This window comes from Ferrovibrio sp. (genome assembly GCF_046297895.1).
Taxonomy (GTDB): Bacteria; Pseudomonadota; Alphaproteobacteria; order Ferrovibrionales; family Ferrovibrionaceae; genus Ferrovibrio.
This window is the reverse complement of the sequence record NZ_JBKBHC010000003.1, coordinates 293,275-306,737: the sequence shown is the minus strand read 5'-3', so window position 1 is coordinate 306,737 and position 13,463 is coordinate 293,275. Positions and strand designations below refer to the sequence as shown.

Here is a 13,463-nt window from a genome sequence, read left to right as displayed (position 1 = left end):
CATATTCCGCCGGCCGGCGCGATCCGCTAGGCTGGCGCCATGCCACTCTCGCTTTATCTCGCCGCCGCCATCGCCGGCGCCGCCACCACCCTCACCCCGGGCCCGGCTTTCCTCGCTGTGCTGGGTATCGGCGCCAGTCAGGGCCGCCGCGCCGGCCTGACATTCCTGCTGGGTCATTTCGCCGGCGACATTGTCTGGGCGACCCTGGCCTTGGTGGCGATCATCGGCTCGGCGCAGCTCGGCACACTGGTCTTTGAACTGCTCGGGCTGGCCTGCGGCCTGTATCTGCTGTGGCTCGGCTGGGGCGCCGTCACGGTGAAGCGCACGGAAGACGGCAGCCTGGACAACCGGGTGGCGCGGCCGCTGCTGCGTGGCCTGGCCTTCGGCCTGACCAACCCAAAAGGCTATCCCGTGGCGGTGGCGATGTTCACCGCGCTGCTGGCGTCGCAATCGGCCAGCCTGAGCTGGGACGTGCTGCCCGGTCTGCTGCTGGCGGCCTGCGCCGGCTTTCTTGGTGCCGATCTGGTGCTGACCTGGGTGATCGGCGCAGCACCGGTACGCCGGCTCTATCGCCGGCATGAACTCTGGGTGACGCGGATTTCCGGCGTGATCTTCATCGGCTTCGGCCTGCAGGCCTTGTGGCAGTCGGCGTCTGGACTGATCAGGCGGGGATGATTCCGCAACACCGTCATGGCCGGGCCAAAGGCCGCTCCGGCGATCACGGCAGGCATAACAAAATCCTATGATGCCCATCGAGACTGGCTTGTTCCGCCGGCCGGCGCGATCCGCTAGGCTGGCGCCATGCCGCTCTCGCTCTATCTCGCCGCCGCCATCGCCGGCGCCGCCTATACCCTCACCCCTGGCCCCGCCTTCCTCGCCCTGCTGGGCATCGGCGCGGGGCAGGGCCGCGTGGCAGGCCTGAAATTCCTGGCCGGGCATTTCGCGGGCGACATCGTCTGGGCTGCGCTGGCGCTGACTGCCATCATCGGCTCGGCCAGCTTAGGGACGCTGGTCTTCGACATTCTCGGCGTGGTCTGCGGCGCCTATCTGCTGCTGCTCGGCTGGCGCGCCGTGACCGTGCAACGGCGGGACGACGGCAATCTCAGCACCGAAGTCACGCAGCCCCTGCGCCGTGGACTCGCCTTCGGCATCACCAATCCCAAAAGCTATGCCGTGGCGATCGCTATGTTCACGGCCTTGCTGGCTGCCCATGCCGGCGCGCTGACCTGGGCCAGCCTGCCGCCCCTGCTGCTGGCGGCCTGCGCCGGTTTTGTGATCGGAGATGCGATCCTGGTCTGGGTGATCGGGGCGGCGCCGGTGCGCAGACTCTATCGCCGCCACGAACTCTGGGTGACGCGCATTTCAGGCGTGATCTTTTTAGGCTTTGGTTTGCAGGCCCTGTGGCAGTCGGCGCCGGGATTGCTGCGGCGGGTCTAGCCGCGCCGCAGCACCTCGCGCACCAGCGGCAGGCGGTCGTTGCCGAAGAACATCTCTCCGTTCACGAACAGCGTGGGCGAGCCGAAGCCGCCGCGGGCGATCAGCTCGTCGGTATTGGCTTTCAGCTGCTCCTTCACGCCGGGTTCGGTGATCGCCTTTGCGAGCGAGGCTGGATCAAGAGATGCACGCCGCGCTGCTTCCGCCACCACGTCGTCCTGGCTGATATCGCGATCCTCGCTCCAGTAGAGTTCGAAGAAGGCCTGGGCCAGCGGCACTTCCCGGCCCTGCTCCTTCGCCCAGAGCAGCGCGCGCAGCGCCTTCACCGGATTGACCGGGAATACCTTAGGCGGGAACACGATCTTCACGCCGGCCAGCCGTGCCCAGGCCTGCATGTCCTTCTTCGTCCATTCGTCGCGCGCCGGAACCGGATTCTCGCGCATGCGGTACATGGTGGGGTTCACCGTATTGAACACACCGCCTACCAGGAAGGGCCGCCAGAGGATCTCGGCGCCCTCTTCCTTCGCCAAAGTCTGCACGTTGACGAAGCACAGATACGTCCAGGGCGAGGAAACGTCGTAGAAGACTTCGATCTGCTTGGGCATGGCGCGCCTCTTCTCTTATTGGCCCTTATGCGGCACGAGGATGAAACCGGCGCGCGGGAAATGCACCTGCACCTCGCCGGTTTCCTCAGATGCCCGGCGGATGGTGATGCTCTGGGCATCCAGCGCCACGAGCTGGCCCACCACCGGATCGCGGCCGGTATCGTCGGGCGTGACGCTGACGGTGTCGTTCAGGCTGAGTCCCAGCGCATTGGGCGCCACGCCGCCGGGCATGGCCATCGGCTGGGCCTGCGCGGCGATGGCCAGAGCCTCCTTGCCGTCCATCTCGGTATATGTGCCATGGCCGAAGGCCTTCATGCGGTCGGCCCAGGTATTGAGTTTGGCGTAATCGGCAACCGCATCGGACTTGGCGCGATCGCGCACGAACCACACGCCATGATAGACAGCGAGATCGGCCAGCGAAGGCGCATCGCCGAACAGGAAGGCGCGGCCGTCGCTCAGCGCCTCTTCCACCCAGCCGAGATGGGCACGCAGCGGCCCATGCATCACGGCCGACTGGCGCTTGAGTTTCGTGCGGTCGATCGGGCGGCCGGAGAATTTGGCGCGGTCTTCCAGGAAAGCGTCGGGCATCTGCTCGCCCATGATGCCAAACGCAATGGCGACGCAGACCGCGAAAAGCTGGTGATCGGCCCAGTAGGCAACGCCCTCGGCCAGGCCTTTCGACAGGCCGGGGAACAAGCTGGGCTGCGGATGGCGGCGTTCGATCTCGCGCAGGATAATCTGCGTATCACAGAAGATGTCGGCGCCGATCTGCATCACCGGCGTCTTGCGGTAGCCGCCGGTGAGCGGCGTCAGGTCGGGCTTGGGCATCATCGGCGGGATCTTCACCGAGCGCCAGCCAAGCTGCTTGATGCCGAAGGCGACGCGCACTTTTTCCGAAAACGGCGAGGTGCCGTAATGATGCAGGATTGGGCCCGACATTGTGTTTTTCCTCCCCTCAAGGTCTGGGAGGAGATTAAGGGTACTGACGCTGCGTCAGGCAAGCGCGGCATTCAGCCGGGCGCGCATTTCCTGCATCTGCCGGCCGAATACGGCGGGATCGTTCAGCGCGCGGCTTAAAATCAGTGCGCCCTGGATGCCGGCCACGGCGCTTTCGGCCAGCGCATGGGGCTCCGTCGCACCGCCTTTTTCCAGGGCCGCAGCCAGCGCGTCGATCCAGCGGGCGAAATACTCCTGCACGGCTGCCGCGAAGCGGTCGCGCGTGGCATCCAGCGCGAAAGCGCCGACCAGGCAGATGCGCCGGCCGGATCGGAAATACGCCTCCACGGCATCGAACATCGCGGCGATGGCAACGCGCGGATCGGCGGAGTCCCGCAACGGCGCATAGACCTGCGCCTCGAACCAGGCATCGACATGGGCCAGCACCTCCTCGCCCATCTGGTCCTTGCCGCCGGGGAAGTGGTTATACAGGCTGCCCTTGCCGAGCCCCGTGGCCTCGGTGATCGCGCTTAAAGACGCGCCGGCAAAGCCGTGTTCGCGGAATACCTCGGCGATGCGGGTTACGGCGTCTTCACGGCTGAGCAGGGCTGCGGGCATTGCCTTACCTTATATTGTCATGGCCGGGCTTGACCCGGCCATCCACGCGTTTTTTTAGGTAAGACGTGGAAGCCCGGATCAAGTCCGGGCATGACGATGATTTTACTATCAGAGTCCTAGTTCGCTCAAACCCGGATGGTCGTCCGGCCGCCGCCCCAGCGGCCAGTGGAATTTCCGGTCCGCCTCCGCGATCCGCACGTCGTTGATGCTGGCCTCACGGCGCTCCATCAGGCCGTTGGCGTCGAACTGCCACTGCTCGTTGCCATGGCTGCGATACCACTGGCCGCTGTCGTCATGCCATTCATAGGCGAAGCGCACGGCGATGCGGTTCTCCGTGAAGGCCCAGACCTCCTTGATCAGCCGGTAATCCATCTCGTGCTGCCATTTGCGGGCCAGGAAGGCTTCGATCAGGGGCCGGCCGGAAAAGAACTCCGCCCGGTTCCGCCATTGGCTGTCGGGGGTATAGGCCAGCGCCACTCTGGAAGGATCGCGGCTGTTCCAGGCATCCTCGGCTAGGCGGGCTTTCTGGGTGGCGGTCTCGGCGGTGAACGGCGGCAAGGGTGGGCGGGACATGACTGGCTCCGGCTGGGAAGATTTGTACCTATCGGTACAATGTGGTTGCCCGGGTGTCAACCGCGACAATTTCCCGCTTGCCTGGGGATAAATCCGGGCCTAGTTTCCGCCTCGCCTGCTGGGCACGGCCTGCCGGGCGCCAACATTGTCCTCGTGTATCACCGTCCGCCGGGTGTCGACCTGCCGGACCAGAGAAAGAAGGTCGTCATGGCCTATAAGGTCGCCGTCGTCGGCGCCACCGGTGTGGTGGGCCGCGAAATGCTCAACATCCTCCACGAACGCAACTTCCCGGTCTCGGAAGTGGTGCCACTGGCCTCCCGCCGCTCGGTCGGCAAGGACGCCCATTTCGGCAACCAGAAGATCAAGGTTAAGGCGCTCGACGATTACGATTTCCGCGGCGTCGACATCGCGCTGTTTTCGGCCGGCGGTGCCACCTCGAAGGAATGGGCGCCACGCGTGGCTGCCCAGGGCGCGGTGGTGATCGACAATTCCAGCCAGTGGCGCATGGACCCCGACGTGCCGCTGATCGTGCCGGAAGTGAACGCCGACGCCATTGCCGGCTACACCAAGAAGGGCATCATCGCCAATCCGAACTGCTCGACCGCGCAGCTCGTCGTGGCGCTGAAGCCGCTGCATGACCGCGCGACGATCAAGCGCGTGGTGGTCTCGACCTATCAGTCCGTGTCGGGCGCCGGCAATGACGGCGTGACCGAACTGGAGCGTCAGACCAAGGCGATCCTGGTCAACGACCCGGTCGAAAAGCAGAAGTTCACCAAGCAGATCGCCTTCAACGTCATTCCTCATATCGACGTCTTCATGGACGACGGTTTTACCAAGGAGGAATGGAAGATGACGGCCGAGACCAAGAAGATTCTCGACCCGAAGATCAAGCTGACCGCCACCTGCGTGCGCGTGCCGGTGTTCATCGGCCATTCGGAAGCCGTGAACATCGAGTTCGAGCAGCCGATCTCGGCCGATGAGGCGCGCGAGATCCTGAGCAGCGCGCCGGGCGTGCAGGTGCTGGACCGCCGCGAGCCGGGCGGCTACATCACGCCGCTGGAATGCGCGGGCGACTACAACACCTTCGTGTCGCGTATCCGCGAGGATTTCACCGTCGAGAACGGCCTGGCGATGTGGGTGGTCTCCGACAACCTGCGCAAGGGCGCGGCGCTGAACGCCGTGCAGATCGCCGAGGAGCTGGCGGCCCGCCATCTCAAAAAGCAGGCGGCGTAAAAACGACCTGCCTTGTAAGCAGCGCAAATCGAAGGGCCGCCTCGCGCGGCCCTTTTTTTGTCTACCAGCGCAGCAGCCGGCCGCCGATCAGCGCGCCCAGGGCCGCGAGCATGGCAATCGCGATGCTGTACCAGACGGCGACGAATAGCGGGCTGTCATCGGGGCAATGGGCGGCATAGAAGCCGGCGGCGATGCCGCCTGCGATCAGGCCCGCCACCGCGCCGGAACGCATCGGATGCGCCGGAGCACCCTGGCGCAGGGCCGCCAGCAGCAGGCCAAGCGGGGCCAGGCCGATCAGCGGCACGTAGGTGAGGCAGATGCGGGCATTCTCGCCGACCAGCGCATCGCGCCATGACTCCGAGGGCAGCGCCGCCAGCTCCAGCGCCACGCCGAGCGCCAGCAGGCCGGGACTGAGCAGGATCGCGATGCGCCAGGCGCCCAGAGCCGCGCCCGGCCGCGCCAGCCGCAGCACCAGGCCGATGGCCGGCACGGCGAGGCCGAGCGTGATCACGAACTTGAACACGAAGCGCAGATCGCCCAGCGACTGCACGGCATCCTCGCGCGGGCCGAGCAGAATCCAGAAGGCGGTTGCCGCCGCCGCAACCGCCAGCCCAAGCAGAAGTGCGAAGCGCAGATGCAGCGACGGCGCCGGCGATGCATCTGCGGCGATGGCGCGGATCAGGTCGTCGGTCTTCATTCCGGCCTCTCCCTCAGTTTCGCCGCCAGCGCCGCCAGGCCGCGATGCAGGGCCACGCGCACCGCACCCTCGCTCATCGACAGCTTCGCCGCTGCATCCCGGATCGAGGCACCGTCCACGGCAATCGCCTGCACCACCTGCCGCTGCCCCATACTCAGGCCGTCCAGATGGCGCGCCACATCGCGGGCCAGGCTGTCGTCGCGCTCAGGCGGCGCCGCCAGCAGGTCGCTGAAATCGTCGACATCCACCTCGATGCCGCGCCGGCCGCGCTTGCGCATGACATCGACCAGCTTGTTGCGGGCGATGGCGCGAACCCACGGCCCGATCGGCTCGTCGGGCCGCCAGGTCTGCCGTTTCAGGTGAATCGCCAGCAGGGTTTCCTGCACCACATCCTCCGCATCGTTGCCCGGCATGCCGGCCCGCTGCAGACCACGCCGGGCGGCCGCACGCAAAACCGGCGCGAGTTGGGCAAGCAGGGCCTGATAGGCGGCGCGGTCGCCCGCGAGGCCGGCCCGCATCAGGGCCGCCCATTCGGCATCTCGCTCGCTCACTTCAATTCCATTCGCTGCATAGGTATTCGCGGGCAGAGGGTGGAGTGTTACAGCGGCCTGCCGATTTTTCGCTCACGACACAAAACCGTGAGCAGCGTAACACAAGCCGCGATGGCTGCGAATGACCGGATAAGGGCGGCCCTGAAGCCGCAACCGCCCGCCTCTGCAACCCGCGGCCGATCACTGAAGGAAACACCATGCTCGCGAAGACCCATCTTTCCGCCGCCCTGCTGGCCGGCTCGCTCGCCACCGCCATCGGCCTGGTCGCCATGGACGCCCGCGCCCAGTCGGCCGACAAGGAACGCTGCTATGGCGTTTCGCTGGCCGGCAAGAACGATTGCGCCGCCGGCCCCGGCACCACCTGCGCCGGCACCTCGAAGGTGGATTACCAGGGTAATGCCTGGAAATACGTCGCCAAGGGCACCTGCACCACCATGAAGACGCCCAAAGGCGCCGGCTCGCTGCAGCCGATCAAGGGCTGACCCCTCCAGACGCTGACACGATGGATGGGCGGGGCGCCGTCCGTTACCCCCGGCGCCCCGATCTTGCCTTACGGAGTTTTTCCATGCTGCCAGCCTCAGCCGGTACCGGCTTCAAGCCCGAGCATTTCGCCGCCATGCGCGAAAGCGCGGCGCGGTTCGGATTCATCGAGGTGCATGCCGAGAATTATCTCGGCGACGGCGGCCTGCCGCAGGCGATGCTGGCCGACCTGCGCCGCGACCATGCGCTGTCGCTGCATGGCGTGGGCCTGTCGATCGGCGGCGAGGCGCCCCTGGACGAGCAGCATCTGCGCCGGTTGCGCCTGTTGTGCGATCGCTACGACCCGCAAAGCTTTTCCGAGCATCTGGCCTGGTCGAGCCATGGCGGCATCTATCTGAACGACCTGCTGCCCCTGCCCTACACGGAAGTCACGCTGGCGCGCGTGATCGCGCATGTCGACCAGACGCAGGAGATGCTGGGCCGGCGCATCCTGCTGGAAAATCCGGCGACATATTTGAGCTTTGGCGCCAGCACGATCCCGGAAACCGAATTCCTCGCCCGGATTGCGCAGCAGACCGGCTGCGGCCTGCTGCTGGACGTGAACAACGTGTATGTGGCCTGCCGCAATCGCGGCGAGGACCCGATGGATTACCTGCGGCGTTTTCCGCAGCAATATGTCGGCGAGATCCATCTGGCCGGCCATGACGCCACCGCCGACGACCATGGCGTGCCTTTGTGGATCGACCATCACGGCGCGCCGGTCGCCGATGCGGTATGGGAGCTTTATCGGTTGGCGTTGCGGCTCTGCGGTCCGCAGCCGACGCTGATCGAGTGGGACAACGACCTGCCGGACTGGCCGGTGCTGGCGGCGGAAGCAGCCAAGGCGCAGGCGGCGCTGGATAACCTGCGGCAGGCGGCATGACCATGCAGTCCGCCTTCGCCGCCGCATTGCTGGACCCCGCGCTGCCGCCGCCGGCAGGATTGACGGCACCGGCCGATGCGACGCAGCGGTTCAATGTCTACCGCAACAACAGGGCAGCCGGTCTGGCACGTGCCCTGGCAGCCGGCTTCCCCGCCACCGAACGCATCGTCGGGCCGGATTTCTTCGCCGCCATGGCGCGCGCCTACATGCAGACCGAGCCGCCGCGCTCGCCCGTGCTGCTGCAATATGGCGCGACCCTGCCCGACTTCATCGCCGGCTTTGCGCCGGCCACCGACCTGCCCTACCTGGCCGATGTGGCGCGGCTGGAGGCGTTGCGCACGCGCGTCTATCACGCCGCCGATGCGCCGGCCCTGCCGCCTGCCACGCTGTCGCGCCTGGACCCCGCCGGCCTGCAGGACCTGCATGTGACACTGCATCCGGCCTGCGCGCTGCTGCGCTCGGCCCATCCCGCCGTCACCATATGGGCGATGAACAGCGACATCCTGCCGCTGCGGGAGATCGCCGACTGGACGGCAGAGGATGCGCTGGTGCTGCGCATGGGCCAGGGCCTGGCGCAGCGCGTGGACATCCGCCGCCTGCCGCCCGGCGCGGGCGCCTTCCTAGCCGGCCTGCAACGCGGCCGCCGGTTGGGCGAGGCGACCATGGCCGCCTTTTCCGAGGCGCCGCAATTCGATCTCGCTGCCGCACTGGCGGCGCTGTTCGCCGACGGACTGGCCATCGCCATCCGCAACCCCTGAAAGAGATCCGCATGCCAGCTCCAGACCTGGTCCGGCAGACCATCGCCGGCTTCGAACGCATCCCGCACAGCCTGATCGCCTTTTTCGCGCGACTGTTTCCCGCCGCCGTGTTCTGGCAGTCGGGCCAGACCAAGCTGGACGGCTGGCAGGTTTCCGATACCGCGATCCTGCTGTTCCGCGAGGAATACAGGCTGCCGCTGATCGACCCCGTGCTGGCCGCGCATCTGGCCGCGCTGGCCGAGCATGTGCTGCCGATCCTGCTGGTGCTGGGCCTGGCCAGTCGCTTCGCCGCGCTCGGTCTGCTGGGCATGACGGCGGTGATCCAGGTCTTCGTTTATCCCGATGCCTGGGCGACCCACGGCGTCTGGGCCGTCTGCCTGCTGATTGTCATCGCGCGCGGACCGGGCGGCCTCGCGCTGGATGCGCTGATCGCGCGGCGCCTGGCCTGACCGATACGATTCGCTTCGCAATCACCGATTGCGCAGGCCGGTGCCGTCATGCGTAATACGCATGCATGCATGCCTTCGTCCTGCCCGCCGATTCGCATCCGCTGATCCGCCGGGCCCATGAATACTGGCTGAACATCCATCCGCCCGAGGGCGGCCTGCCGGGGCGCGCGCGGCTGGATCCAACCGCCGTGCCCAGCCTGCTGCCGCATGTCTGGCTGGTGGACGTACAGCACATGCCGCTGCGCTTCCGCTATCGCCTGCTGGGCACCGCGATCCGCCGGGTCACGCAGAGAGGCGAACAGGTGGTGGGCCGCTGGATCGACGAAATCGATCCCGACTTCGCGCCCGGCCATCCGCGCTTCGGCGCTTTCGCCGAGGTGGCCGAACACGGCAGGCCGGGCTATCGCAAGGGCCCGCCGGTTTTTCCGCCCGGCCTGGAACACCTGACCATCGAGCGCATCTTCCTGCCGCTGGCGAGCAACGGGCAGCAGGTTGACATGCTGTTCTGCCTGTCGCTGTTCCTGACGCAGAACGGGCAGTTGCTGAAGGGCAGCATATGACCGGCGATTTCCAGTTGCCCGCCTCGGCCCATCCCATCATGCATGACGGCCTTACCTACTGGCTGAAGCTGCGACCCGCGCCGGGCCTGCTGCCGAGCCGGCAGCATCTCGATCCCCTGCAGATGCCCCACCTGCTGCCTTACGCCTGGCTGCTGGAGGTGCATCCGCCGGGCGAGGGAATGACGATCCCGCGGTTCCGCTTCCGCCTGGTGGGCAGCCATGTCGACCTGGGTTTCGGTGGACCCAAGACCGGCCGCTGGCTGCATGAGATAGAACCCGACTTCAACAGCCATGCCGCGATGCAGTCCAGTTTCGTGGCCGCCGCCACGGAGGGCCGGATCAGCCACCGGCGTGGCAAGCCGCGCTTTGCCATGAATGCCGATGCGGCGGAACTGGAGCGGCTGATGCTGCCGCTGGCGACCAATGGCCACGACGTCAACATGCTGCTGGGTTTCACCATCTTCTACGACGGCAGCGGCGCCGAATTGCAGCCGGCGCTGTAGCGCGGATCAGCGCACCCGCTCGATATCGGGCAGATACGAGGGCGCGGCCAGTTGCTCCTGCATCGCCGCAAGCCGCATTTCCGGCAGCCTGTGCTCCAGCGCGTCGCGCAGCAGCGCATAGGTGCCCGACATGGCAAACAGCATGGCCTTTTTCGGCGTGCGCCCCTTCAGCAGCCGCGCCAGGAAAAGCGAGGCGAACAGATCGCCCGCGCCCTTGGGCAGGTTTTCGCCCAGGTCGGGCACGGCACAGAGCCAAGCCCCGTCGCGGTTGACCAGCAAGGCTTCCAGCATGCCCACGCCCTGATTCAGCCTGCCGTCGCGGCGTTTCAGCGTGGTCGCGATCACGGTCTGTGGTCCTTTGGCGCGCAGCGCGTCGCAGGCGGCCAGCGCGGCGGGCAGGTCTTCGATTTTCGATCCGGTGAGGTATTCCAGCTCGAAGCCATTCGGCGTGGCGATATCGGCATGGCGCAGCAGATGGTCGCGGATGAAGGGCGGCAGGCTGTCCTGCACATACAGACCGCTGTCGCTGTCGCCCATCACCGGATCGCAGAGGAAAATGGCATTCGGATTGGCGGCCTTCACGGCCAGGGCGGCGCGCAGGGCCGCTTCGGCGGTGCGCGGATTGCCCAGCCAGCCCAGCAGCACGGCATCGATCCGGCCCCATTCCGGTCGCGTCTGCAGGGCGGCGATCCAGGCATCCATCTCGGCGGGTTCGGTCGGCCGCAACGCCGGCGGACCGTAGGAAGGGTTGAAGGCGAGCAGGCCGGTGGGCAGGGCCCAGACCTCTGCTCCCTGGCGCTGCAGCGGAAACACGCCGGCATTGTTGCCGACATGGCCGAAAATCACCTGGCTCTGGATGCTCAGCACGCGCATGGGGAGGATCGTTCCTGTGCGGATTGCTTGTGACGCGGGGGAAAGCCCACCTGGGAAACTTGCCACGCCCCCGGCCGCGATTATAGTGGCGCCGACGATCTTTTCGCACTGCAGCATAACCATAAACCGAGAGGAATCCGCATGTCAGCCGCCCCCGTCCGTCCCCGCCGCAGCGTGCTGTACATGCCGGGCTCGAATGCCCGCGCGCTGGAAAAGGCCCGGACGCTGCCGGCCGATGCGCTGATCCTCGACCTGGAAGATGCCGTGGCGCCGGAACAGAAGGCGCTGGCGCGCGAGCAGGTCTGCGCGGCGGTGCAGGCGGGCGGCTATGGCGGGCGCGAGCTGATCATCCGCAGCAACGGCCTCGATACGCCCTGGGGCAAGGACGACCTGATCGCCGCGGCCAAGGCCGGGCCCGATGCCGTGCTGCTGCCCAAGGTGGAGAGCGCCACCCAGGTGCAGGCGGCCGAAGCCCTGCTGAAGGCCAACGGCGCCCCGGAGCGCACCGCGATCTGGTGCATGATGGAAACGCCCAAGGGCATCCTGCATGCCGAGGAGATCGCCGCATCCTCGACGCGGCTGGCCGTGTTCGTGATGGGCACCTCCGATCTGGTGAAGGACCTGAACGCGCAGCACACGGCGCTGCGCCTGCCGGTGATCACGTCGCTGGGGCTGTGCCTGCTGGCGGCGCGCGCCTATAACTTGAGCATCCTCGACGGCGTGTATCTCGATCTGGACGACGAGGCCGGCTTCGAAGCCGCCTGCAGACAGGGCCTGGAGCTGGGTTTCGACGGCAAGACGCTGATCCACCCCAAGACCATCGATACCGCCAACCGCGTGTTTGCGCCCGGCGAGGCGGAAGTGGCGCGCGCGCACAAGATCATCGCCGCCTTCGAAGCCGCGTCCAAGGAAGGCAAGGCCGTGGTGGTGGTGGATGGCAAGCTGGTGGAAAACCTGCATGTCGAGCAGGCGAAGAAACTGGCGGCGCTGGCCGATGCCATCGCGAAACTGCAGGCGGCATGAGGCGACCATGAGCGACAAGACCAATCCCGGCAATTTCTTCGAGGATTTCAAGCTCAAGCAGCAACTGCGCCATGCCACGCCCCGCACGATCACCACCGGCGATGTGGCATTATACACCGCGCTGTACGGTTCGCGCTTTCCGCTGCAATCGGCCGACACGCTGTCGCGCAGCATCGGCCTGAAGGCGGCTCCCGTCGACGACCTGCTCGCCTTCCATGTCATCTTCGGCAAGACCGTGCCGGAAATCTCGCTGAATGCCGTAGCCAATCTGGGCTATGCGCAATGCCGCTGGTTCGCGCCGGTCTATCCCGGCGATACGCTGCATACCGTATCCGGCGTGATCGGCCTGAAGGAGAATTCAAACAAAAAGACCGGCGTGGTTTATGTGCGCAGCCAGGGCTACAAGAACGGCAATGATCTGGTGCTGGATTACGTGCGCTGGGTGATGGTCAAGAAGCGCGACGAAAACGCCGTGATCGCGGAGGAGCATGTGCCGCCGCTGGCCGATGTGCTGACGCCCGCACAGCTGCGCGTGCCCGAGGGCACAGATTTCGGCAAATACGACTGGGTGCTGGCCGGCAGCCCGCATGGCTGGGAGGATTACGCGGTCGGCGAGAAGATCGACCATGTGGACGGCATGACCATCGAGGAAGCCGAGCACATGCTGGCCACGCGGCTCTACCAGAACACCGCCAAGGTGCATTTCGACCAGTATCGCCAGGGCCAGGAGAAACTGGGCCGCCGCCTGATCTATGGCGGCCACGTCATCAGCCTGGCGCGCTGCCTGAGCTTCAACGGCCTGGGCAACGCCGCCTTCGTGGTCGGCATCAATGGCGGCCGGCACGTGAACCCCACCCTGGCCGGCAACACGATCTATGCCTGGTCGGAAGTGCTGGACAAAGGCGAGGTGGAGGGCCGCACCGATGTGGGCCTGCTGCGCATCCGCACGGTGGCGACGAAAGATCGGCCGGCGACCGATTTCCCCGACAAGGATGCCGGCGGCAAATATCCCGACAGCGTGGTACTCGACCTGGATTACTGGGTGGCTATGCCGCGGCGGCCGGTCAGGACCACCAATACCAGCCTGCTATCCTGAGATACCTGATCATAATATAGGCAAAAGCGTATTTGTTCGGCGTCTACATGCCGAATTCGACGGCAGATTCCGGACCCTGTTCTGGAAGCGCCATCCTGCCTGAGGGTTTATCAGCAGTTCCCGTGCCATATCCCGCCTTGTCCATTGGCATG

18 protein-coding genes are annotated in these 13,463 nt (G+C 66.3%); 11 read left to right on the top strand and 7 right to left on the bottom strand.

The window, feature by feature from the left end; translation table 11 throughout:
- Positions 1 to 39: 39 nt before the first annotated feature.
- Both ACK4FK_RS06490 and ACK4FK_RS06485 read left to right on the top strand, forming a co-directional pair.
- Positions 40 to 675: a LysE family translocator gene (locus ACK4FK_RS06490; protein ID WP_409742778.1), complete on the top strand. Its 636-nt coding sequence runs from the start codon at positions 40 to 42 to the stop codon at positions 673 to 675.
- Positions 676 to 801: 126 nt separating this feature from the next.
- Positions 802 to 1,437: a LysE family translocator gene (locus ACK4FK_RS06485; protein WP_409742775.1), complete on the top strand. Its 636-nt coding sequence runs from the start codon at positions 802 to 804 to the stop codon at positions 1,435 to 1,437.
- On the opposite strand, the gene ACK4FK_RS06480 is transcribed toward ACK4FK_RS06485, so the two are convergent.
- From ACK4FK_RS06480 to ACK4FK_RS06465, 4 genes are all read right to left on the bottom strand, one after another.
- Complete coding sequence (locus ACK4FK_RS06480) at positions 1,434 to 2,039, bottom strand: 2-hydroxychromene-2-carboxylate isomerase (protein WP_409742772.1); 606 nt, start codon at positions 2,037 to 2,039, stop codon at positions 1,434 to 1,436. The genes ACK4FK_RS06485 and ACK4FK_RS06480 overlap by 4 nt on opposite strands.
- A 15-nt stretch (positions 2,040 to 2,054) precedes the next feature.
- Complete coding sequence (locus ACK4FK_RS06475) at positions 2,055 to 2,978, bottom strand: glutathione S-transferase family protein (protein WP_409742769.1); 924 nt, start codon at positions 2,976 to 2,978, stop codon at positions 2,055 to 2,057.
- Between the two features lie 54 nt (positions 2,979 to 3,032).
- Positions 3,033 to 3,593, bottom strand: coding sequence for a TetR/AcrR family transcriptional regulator (locus tag ACK4FK_RS06470; protein WP_409742766.1), 561 nt, complete (start codon positions 3,591 to 3,593; stop codon positions 3,033 to 3,035).
- A gap of 108 nt (positions 3,594 to 3,701) precedes the next feature.
- Complete coding sequence (locus ACK4FK_RS06465; RefSeq protein WP_409742764.1) at positions 3,702 to 4,166, bottom strand: DUF1348 family protein; 465 nt, start codon at positions 4,164 to 4,166, stop codon at positions 3,702 to 3,704.
- A 207-nt stretch (positions 4,167 to 4,373) separates the two neighbouring features.
- Between ACK4FK_RS06465 and ACK4FK_RS06460 the strand changes: the two genes are divergently transcribed.
- On the top strand, positions 4,374 to 5,399 hold the full coding sequence (locus tag ACK4FK_RS06460) for an aspartate-semialdehyde dehydrogenase (RefSeq protein WP_409742761.1): 1,026 nt from the start codon (positions 4,374 to 4,376) through the stop codon (positions 5,397 to 5,399).
- 61 nt (positions 5,400 to 5,460) lie between these two features.
- On the opposite strand, the gene ACK4FK_RS06455 is transcribed toward ACK4FK_RS06460, so the two are convergent.
- Positions 5,461 to 6,096, bottom strand: a complete 636-nt coding sequence (locus ACK4FK_RS06455; protein ID WP_409742758.1) for an NrsF family protein — start codon at positions 6,094 to 6,096, stop codon at positions 5,461 to 5,463.
- Entirely contained in the window at positions 6,093 to 6,647 is a 555-nt protein-coding gene (locus tag ACK4FK_RS06450; protein ID WP_409742755.1) for a sigma-70 family RNA polymerase sigma factor, read from the bottom strand. The genes ACK4FK_RS06455 and ACK4FK_RS06450 overlap by 4 nt, the downstream gene beginning before the upstream one ends.
- Before the next feature lie 197 nt (positions 6,648 to 6,844).
- On the opposite strand from ACK4FK_RS06450, the gene ACK4FK_RS06445 reads away from it, so the two are divergent.
- The 6 genes from ACK4FK_RS06445 to ACK4FK_RS06420 all read left to right on the top strand — a co-directional run bounded on the left by ACK4FK_RS06445 (position 6,845) and on the right by ACK4FK_RS06420 (position 10,319).
- Entirely contained in the window at positions 6,845 to 7,129 is a 285-nt protein-coding gene (locus ACK4FK_RS06445; RefSeq protein WP_409742753.1) for a DUF2282 domain-containing protein, read from the top strand.
- An 83-nt stretch (positions 7,130 to 7,212) separates the two neighbouring features.
- Entirely contained in the window at positions 7,213 to 8,049 is an 837-nt protein-coding gene (locus ACK4FK_RS06440; RefSeq protein WP_409742750.1) for a DUF692 domain-containing protein, read from the top strand.
- Entirely contained in the window at positions 8,046 to 8,807 is a 762-nt protein-coding gene (locus ACK4FK_RS06435) for a putative DNA-binding domain-containing protein (protein ID WP_409742747.1), read from the top strand. Before ACK4FK_RS06440 ends, ACK4FK_RS06435 begins: the two co-directional genes overlap by 4 nt.
- Before the next feature lie 11 nt (positions 8,808 to 8,818).
- Positions 8,819 to 9,256: a DoxX family protein gene (locus ACK4FK_RS06430; RefSeq protein WP_409742744.1), complete on the top strand. Its 438-nt coding sequence runs from the start codon at positions 8,819 to 8,821 to the stop codon at positions 9,254 to 9,256.
- 65 nt (positions 9,257 to 9,321) lie between these two features.
- Positions 9,322 to 9,816, top strand: coding sequence for a hypothetical protein (locus ACK4FK_RS06425; protein ID WP_409742741.1), 495 nt, complete (start codon positions 9,322 to 9,324; stop codon positions 9,814 to 9,816).
- On the top strand, positions 9,813 to 10,319 hold the full coding sequence (locus tag ACK4FK_RS06420; RefSeq protein WP_409742739.1) for a PAS domain-containing protein: 507 nt from the start codon (positions 9,813 to 9,815) through the stop codon (positions 10,317 to 10,319). The genes ACK4FK_RS06425 and ACK4FK_RS06420 overlap by 4 nt, the downstream gene beginning before the upstream one ends.
- Before the next feature lie 6 nt (positions 10,320 to 10,325).
- Here the strand turns inward: ACK4FK_RS06420 and pdxY are convergent, their stop codons facing one another.
- Entirely contained in the window at positions 10,326 to 11,192 is an 867-nt protein-coding gene (pdxY, locus tag ACK4FK_RS06415) for a pyridoxal kinase (RefSeq protein ID WP_409742736.1), read from the bottom strand.
- A 141-nt stretch (positions 11,193 to 11,333) separates the two neighbouring features.
- Here pdxY and ACK4FK_RS06410 point away from each other — a divergent pair, with 141 nt between their 5' ends.
- Positions 11,334 to 12,215 (top strand): HpcH/HpaI aldolase/citrate lyase family protein, encoded by an 882-nt coding sequence (locus ACK4FK_RS06410; protein WP_409742735.1) that lies wholly within the window; start codon positions 11,334 to 11,336, stop codon positions 12,213 to 12,215.
- Positions 12,216 to 12,222: 7 nt separating this feature from the next.
- Positions 12,223 to 13,311: a MaoC family dehydratase gene (locus tag ACK4FK_RS06405; protein WP_409742733.1), complete on the top strand. Its 1,089-nt coding sequence runs from the start codon at positions 12,223 to 12,225 to the stop codon at positions 13,309 to 13,311.
- The last annotated feature ends 152 nt before the right edge of the window (positions 13,312 to 13,463 follow it).

What these genes read in the sequence shown, in the direction of transcription:
- ACK4FK_RS06490 (WP_409742778.1), top strand. Translation starts at nt 40, where the DNA reads ATGCCACTCTCGCTTTATCTCGCCGCCGCCATCGCCGGCGCCGCCACC.
- ACK4FK_RS06420 (WP_409742739.1), top strand. Translation starts at nt 9,813, where the DNA reads ATGACCGGCGATTTCCAGTTGCCCGCCTCGGCCCATCCCATCATGCAT.
- ACK4FK_RS06405 (WP_409742733.1), top strand. Translation starts at nt 12,223, where the DNA reads ATGAGCGACAAGACCAATCCCGGCAATTTCTTCGAGGATTTCAAGCTC.
- ACK4FK_RS06440 (WP_409742750.1), top strand. Translation starts at nt 7,213, where the DNA reads ATGCTGCCAGCCTCAGCCGGTACCGGCTTCAAGCCCGAGCATTTCGCC.
- pdxY (WP_409742736.1), bottom strand. Translation starts at nt 11,192, where the DNA reads ATGCGCGTGCTGAGCATCCAGAGCCAGGTGATTTTCGGCCATGTCGGC.
- ACK4FK_RS06470 (WP_409742766.1), bottom strand. Translation starts at nt 3,593, where the DNA reads ATGCCCGCAGCCCTGCTCAGCCGTGAAGACGCCGTAACCCGCATCGCC.
- ACK4FK_RS06455 (WP_409742758.1), bottom strand. Translation starts at nt 6,096, where the DNA reads ATGAAGACCGACGACCTGATCCGCGCCATCGCCGCAGATGCATCGCCG.
- ACK4FK_RS06480 (WP_409742772.1), bottom strand. Translation starts at nt 2,039, where the DNA reads ATGCCCAAGCAGATCGAAGTCTTCTACGACGTTTCCTCGCCCTGGACG.
- ACK4FK_RS06410 (WP_409742735.1), top strand. Translation starts at nt 11,334, where the DNA reads ATGTCAGCCGCCCCCGTCCGTCCCCGCCGCAGCGTGCTGTACATGCCG.
- ACK4FK_RS06430 (WP_409742744.1), top strand. Translation starts at nt 8,819, where the DNA reads ATGCCAGCTCCAGACCTGGTCCGGCAGACCATCGCCGGCTTCGAACGC.
- ACK4FK_RS06475 (WP_409742769.1), bottom strand. Translation starts at nt 2,978, where the DNA reads ATGTCGGGCCCAATCCTGCATCATTACGGCACCTCGCCGTTTTCGGAA.
- ACK4FK_RS06460 (WP_409742761.1), top strand. Translation starts at nt 4,374, where the DNA reads ATGGCCTATAAGGTCGCCGTCGTCGGCGCCACCGGTGTGGTGGGCCGC.
- ACK4FK_RS06465 (WP_409742764.1), bottom strand. Translation starts at nt 4,166, where the DNA reads ATGTCCCGCCCACCCTTGCCGCCGTTCACCGCCGAGACCGCCACCCAG.
- ACK4FK_RS06425 (WP_409742741.1), top strand. Translation starts at nt 9,322, where the DNA reads ATGCATGCCTTCGTCCTGCCCGCCGATTCGCATCCGCTGATCCGCCGG.
- ACK4FK_RS06485 (WP_409742775.1), top strand. Translation starts at nt 802, where the DNA reads ATGCCGCTCTCGCTCTATCTCGCCGCCGCCATCGCCGGCGCCGCCTAT.
- ACK4FK_RS06445 (WP_409742753.1), top strand. Translation starts at nt 6,845, where the DNA reads ATGCTCGCGAAGACCCATCTTTCCGCCGCCCTGCTGGCCGGCTCGCTC.
- ACK4FK_RS06435 (WP_409742747.1), top strand. Translation starts at nt 8,046, where the DNA reads ATGACCATGCAGTCCGCCTTCGCCGCCGCATTGCTGGACCCCGCGCTG.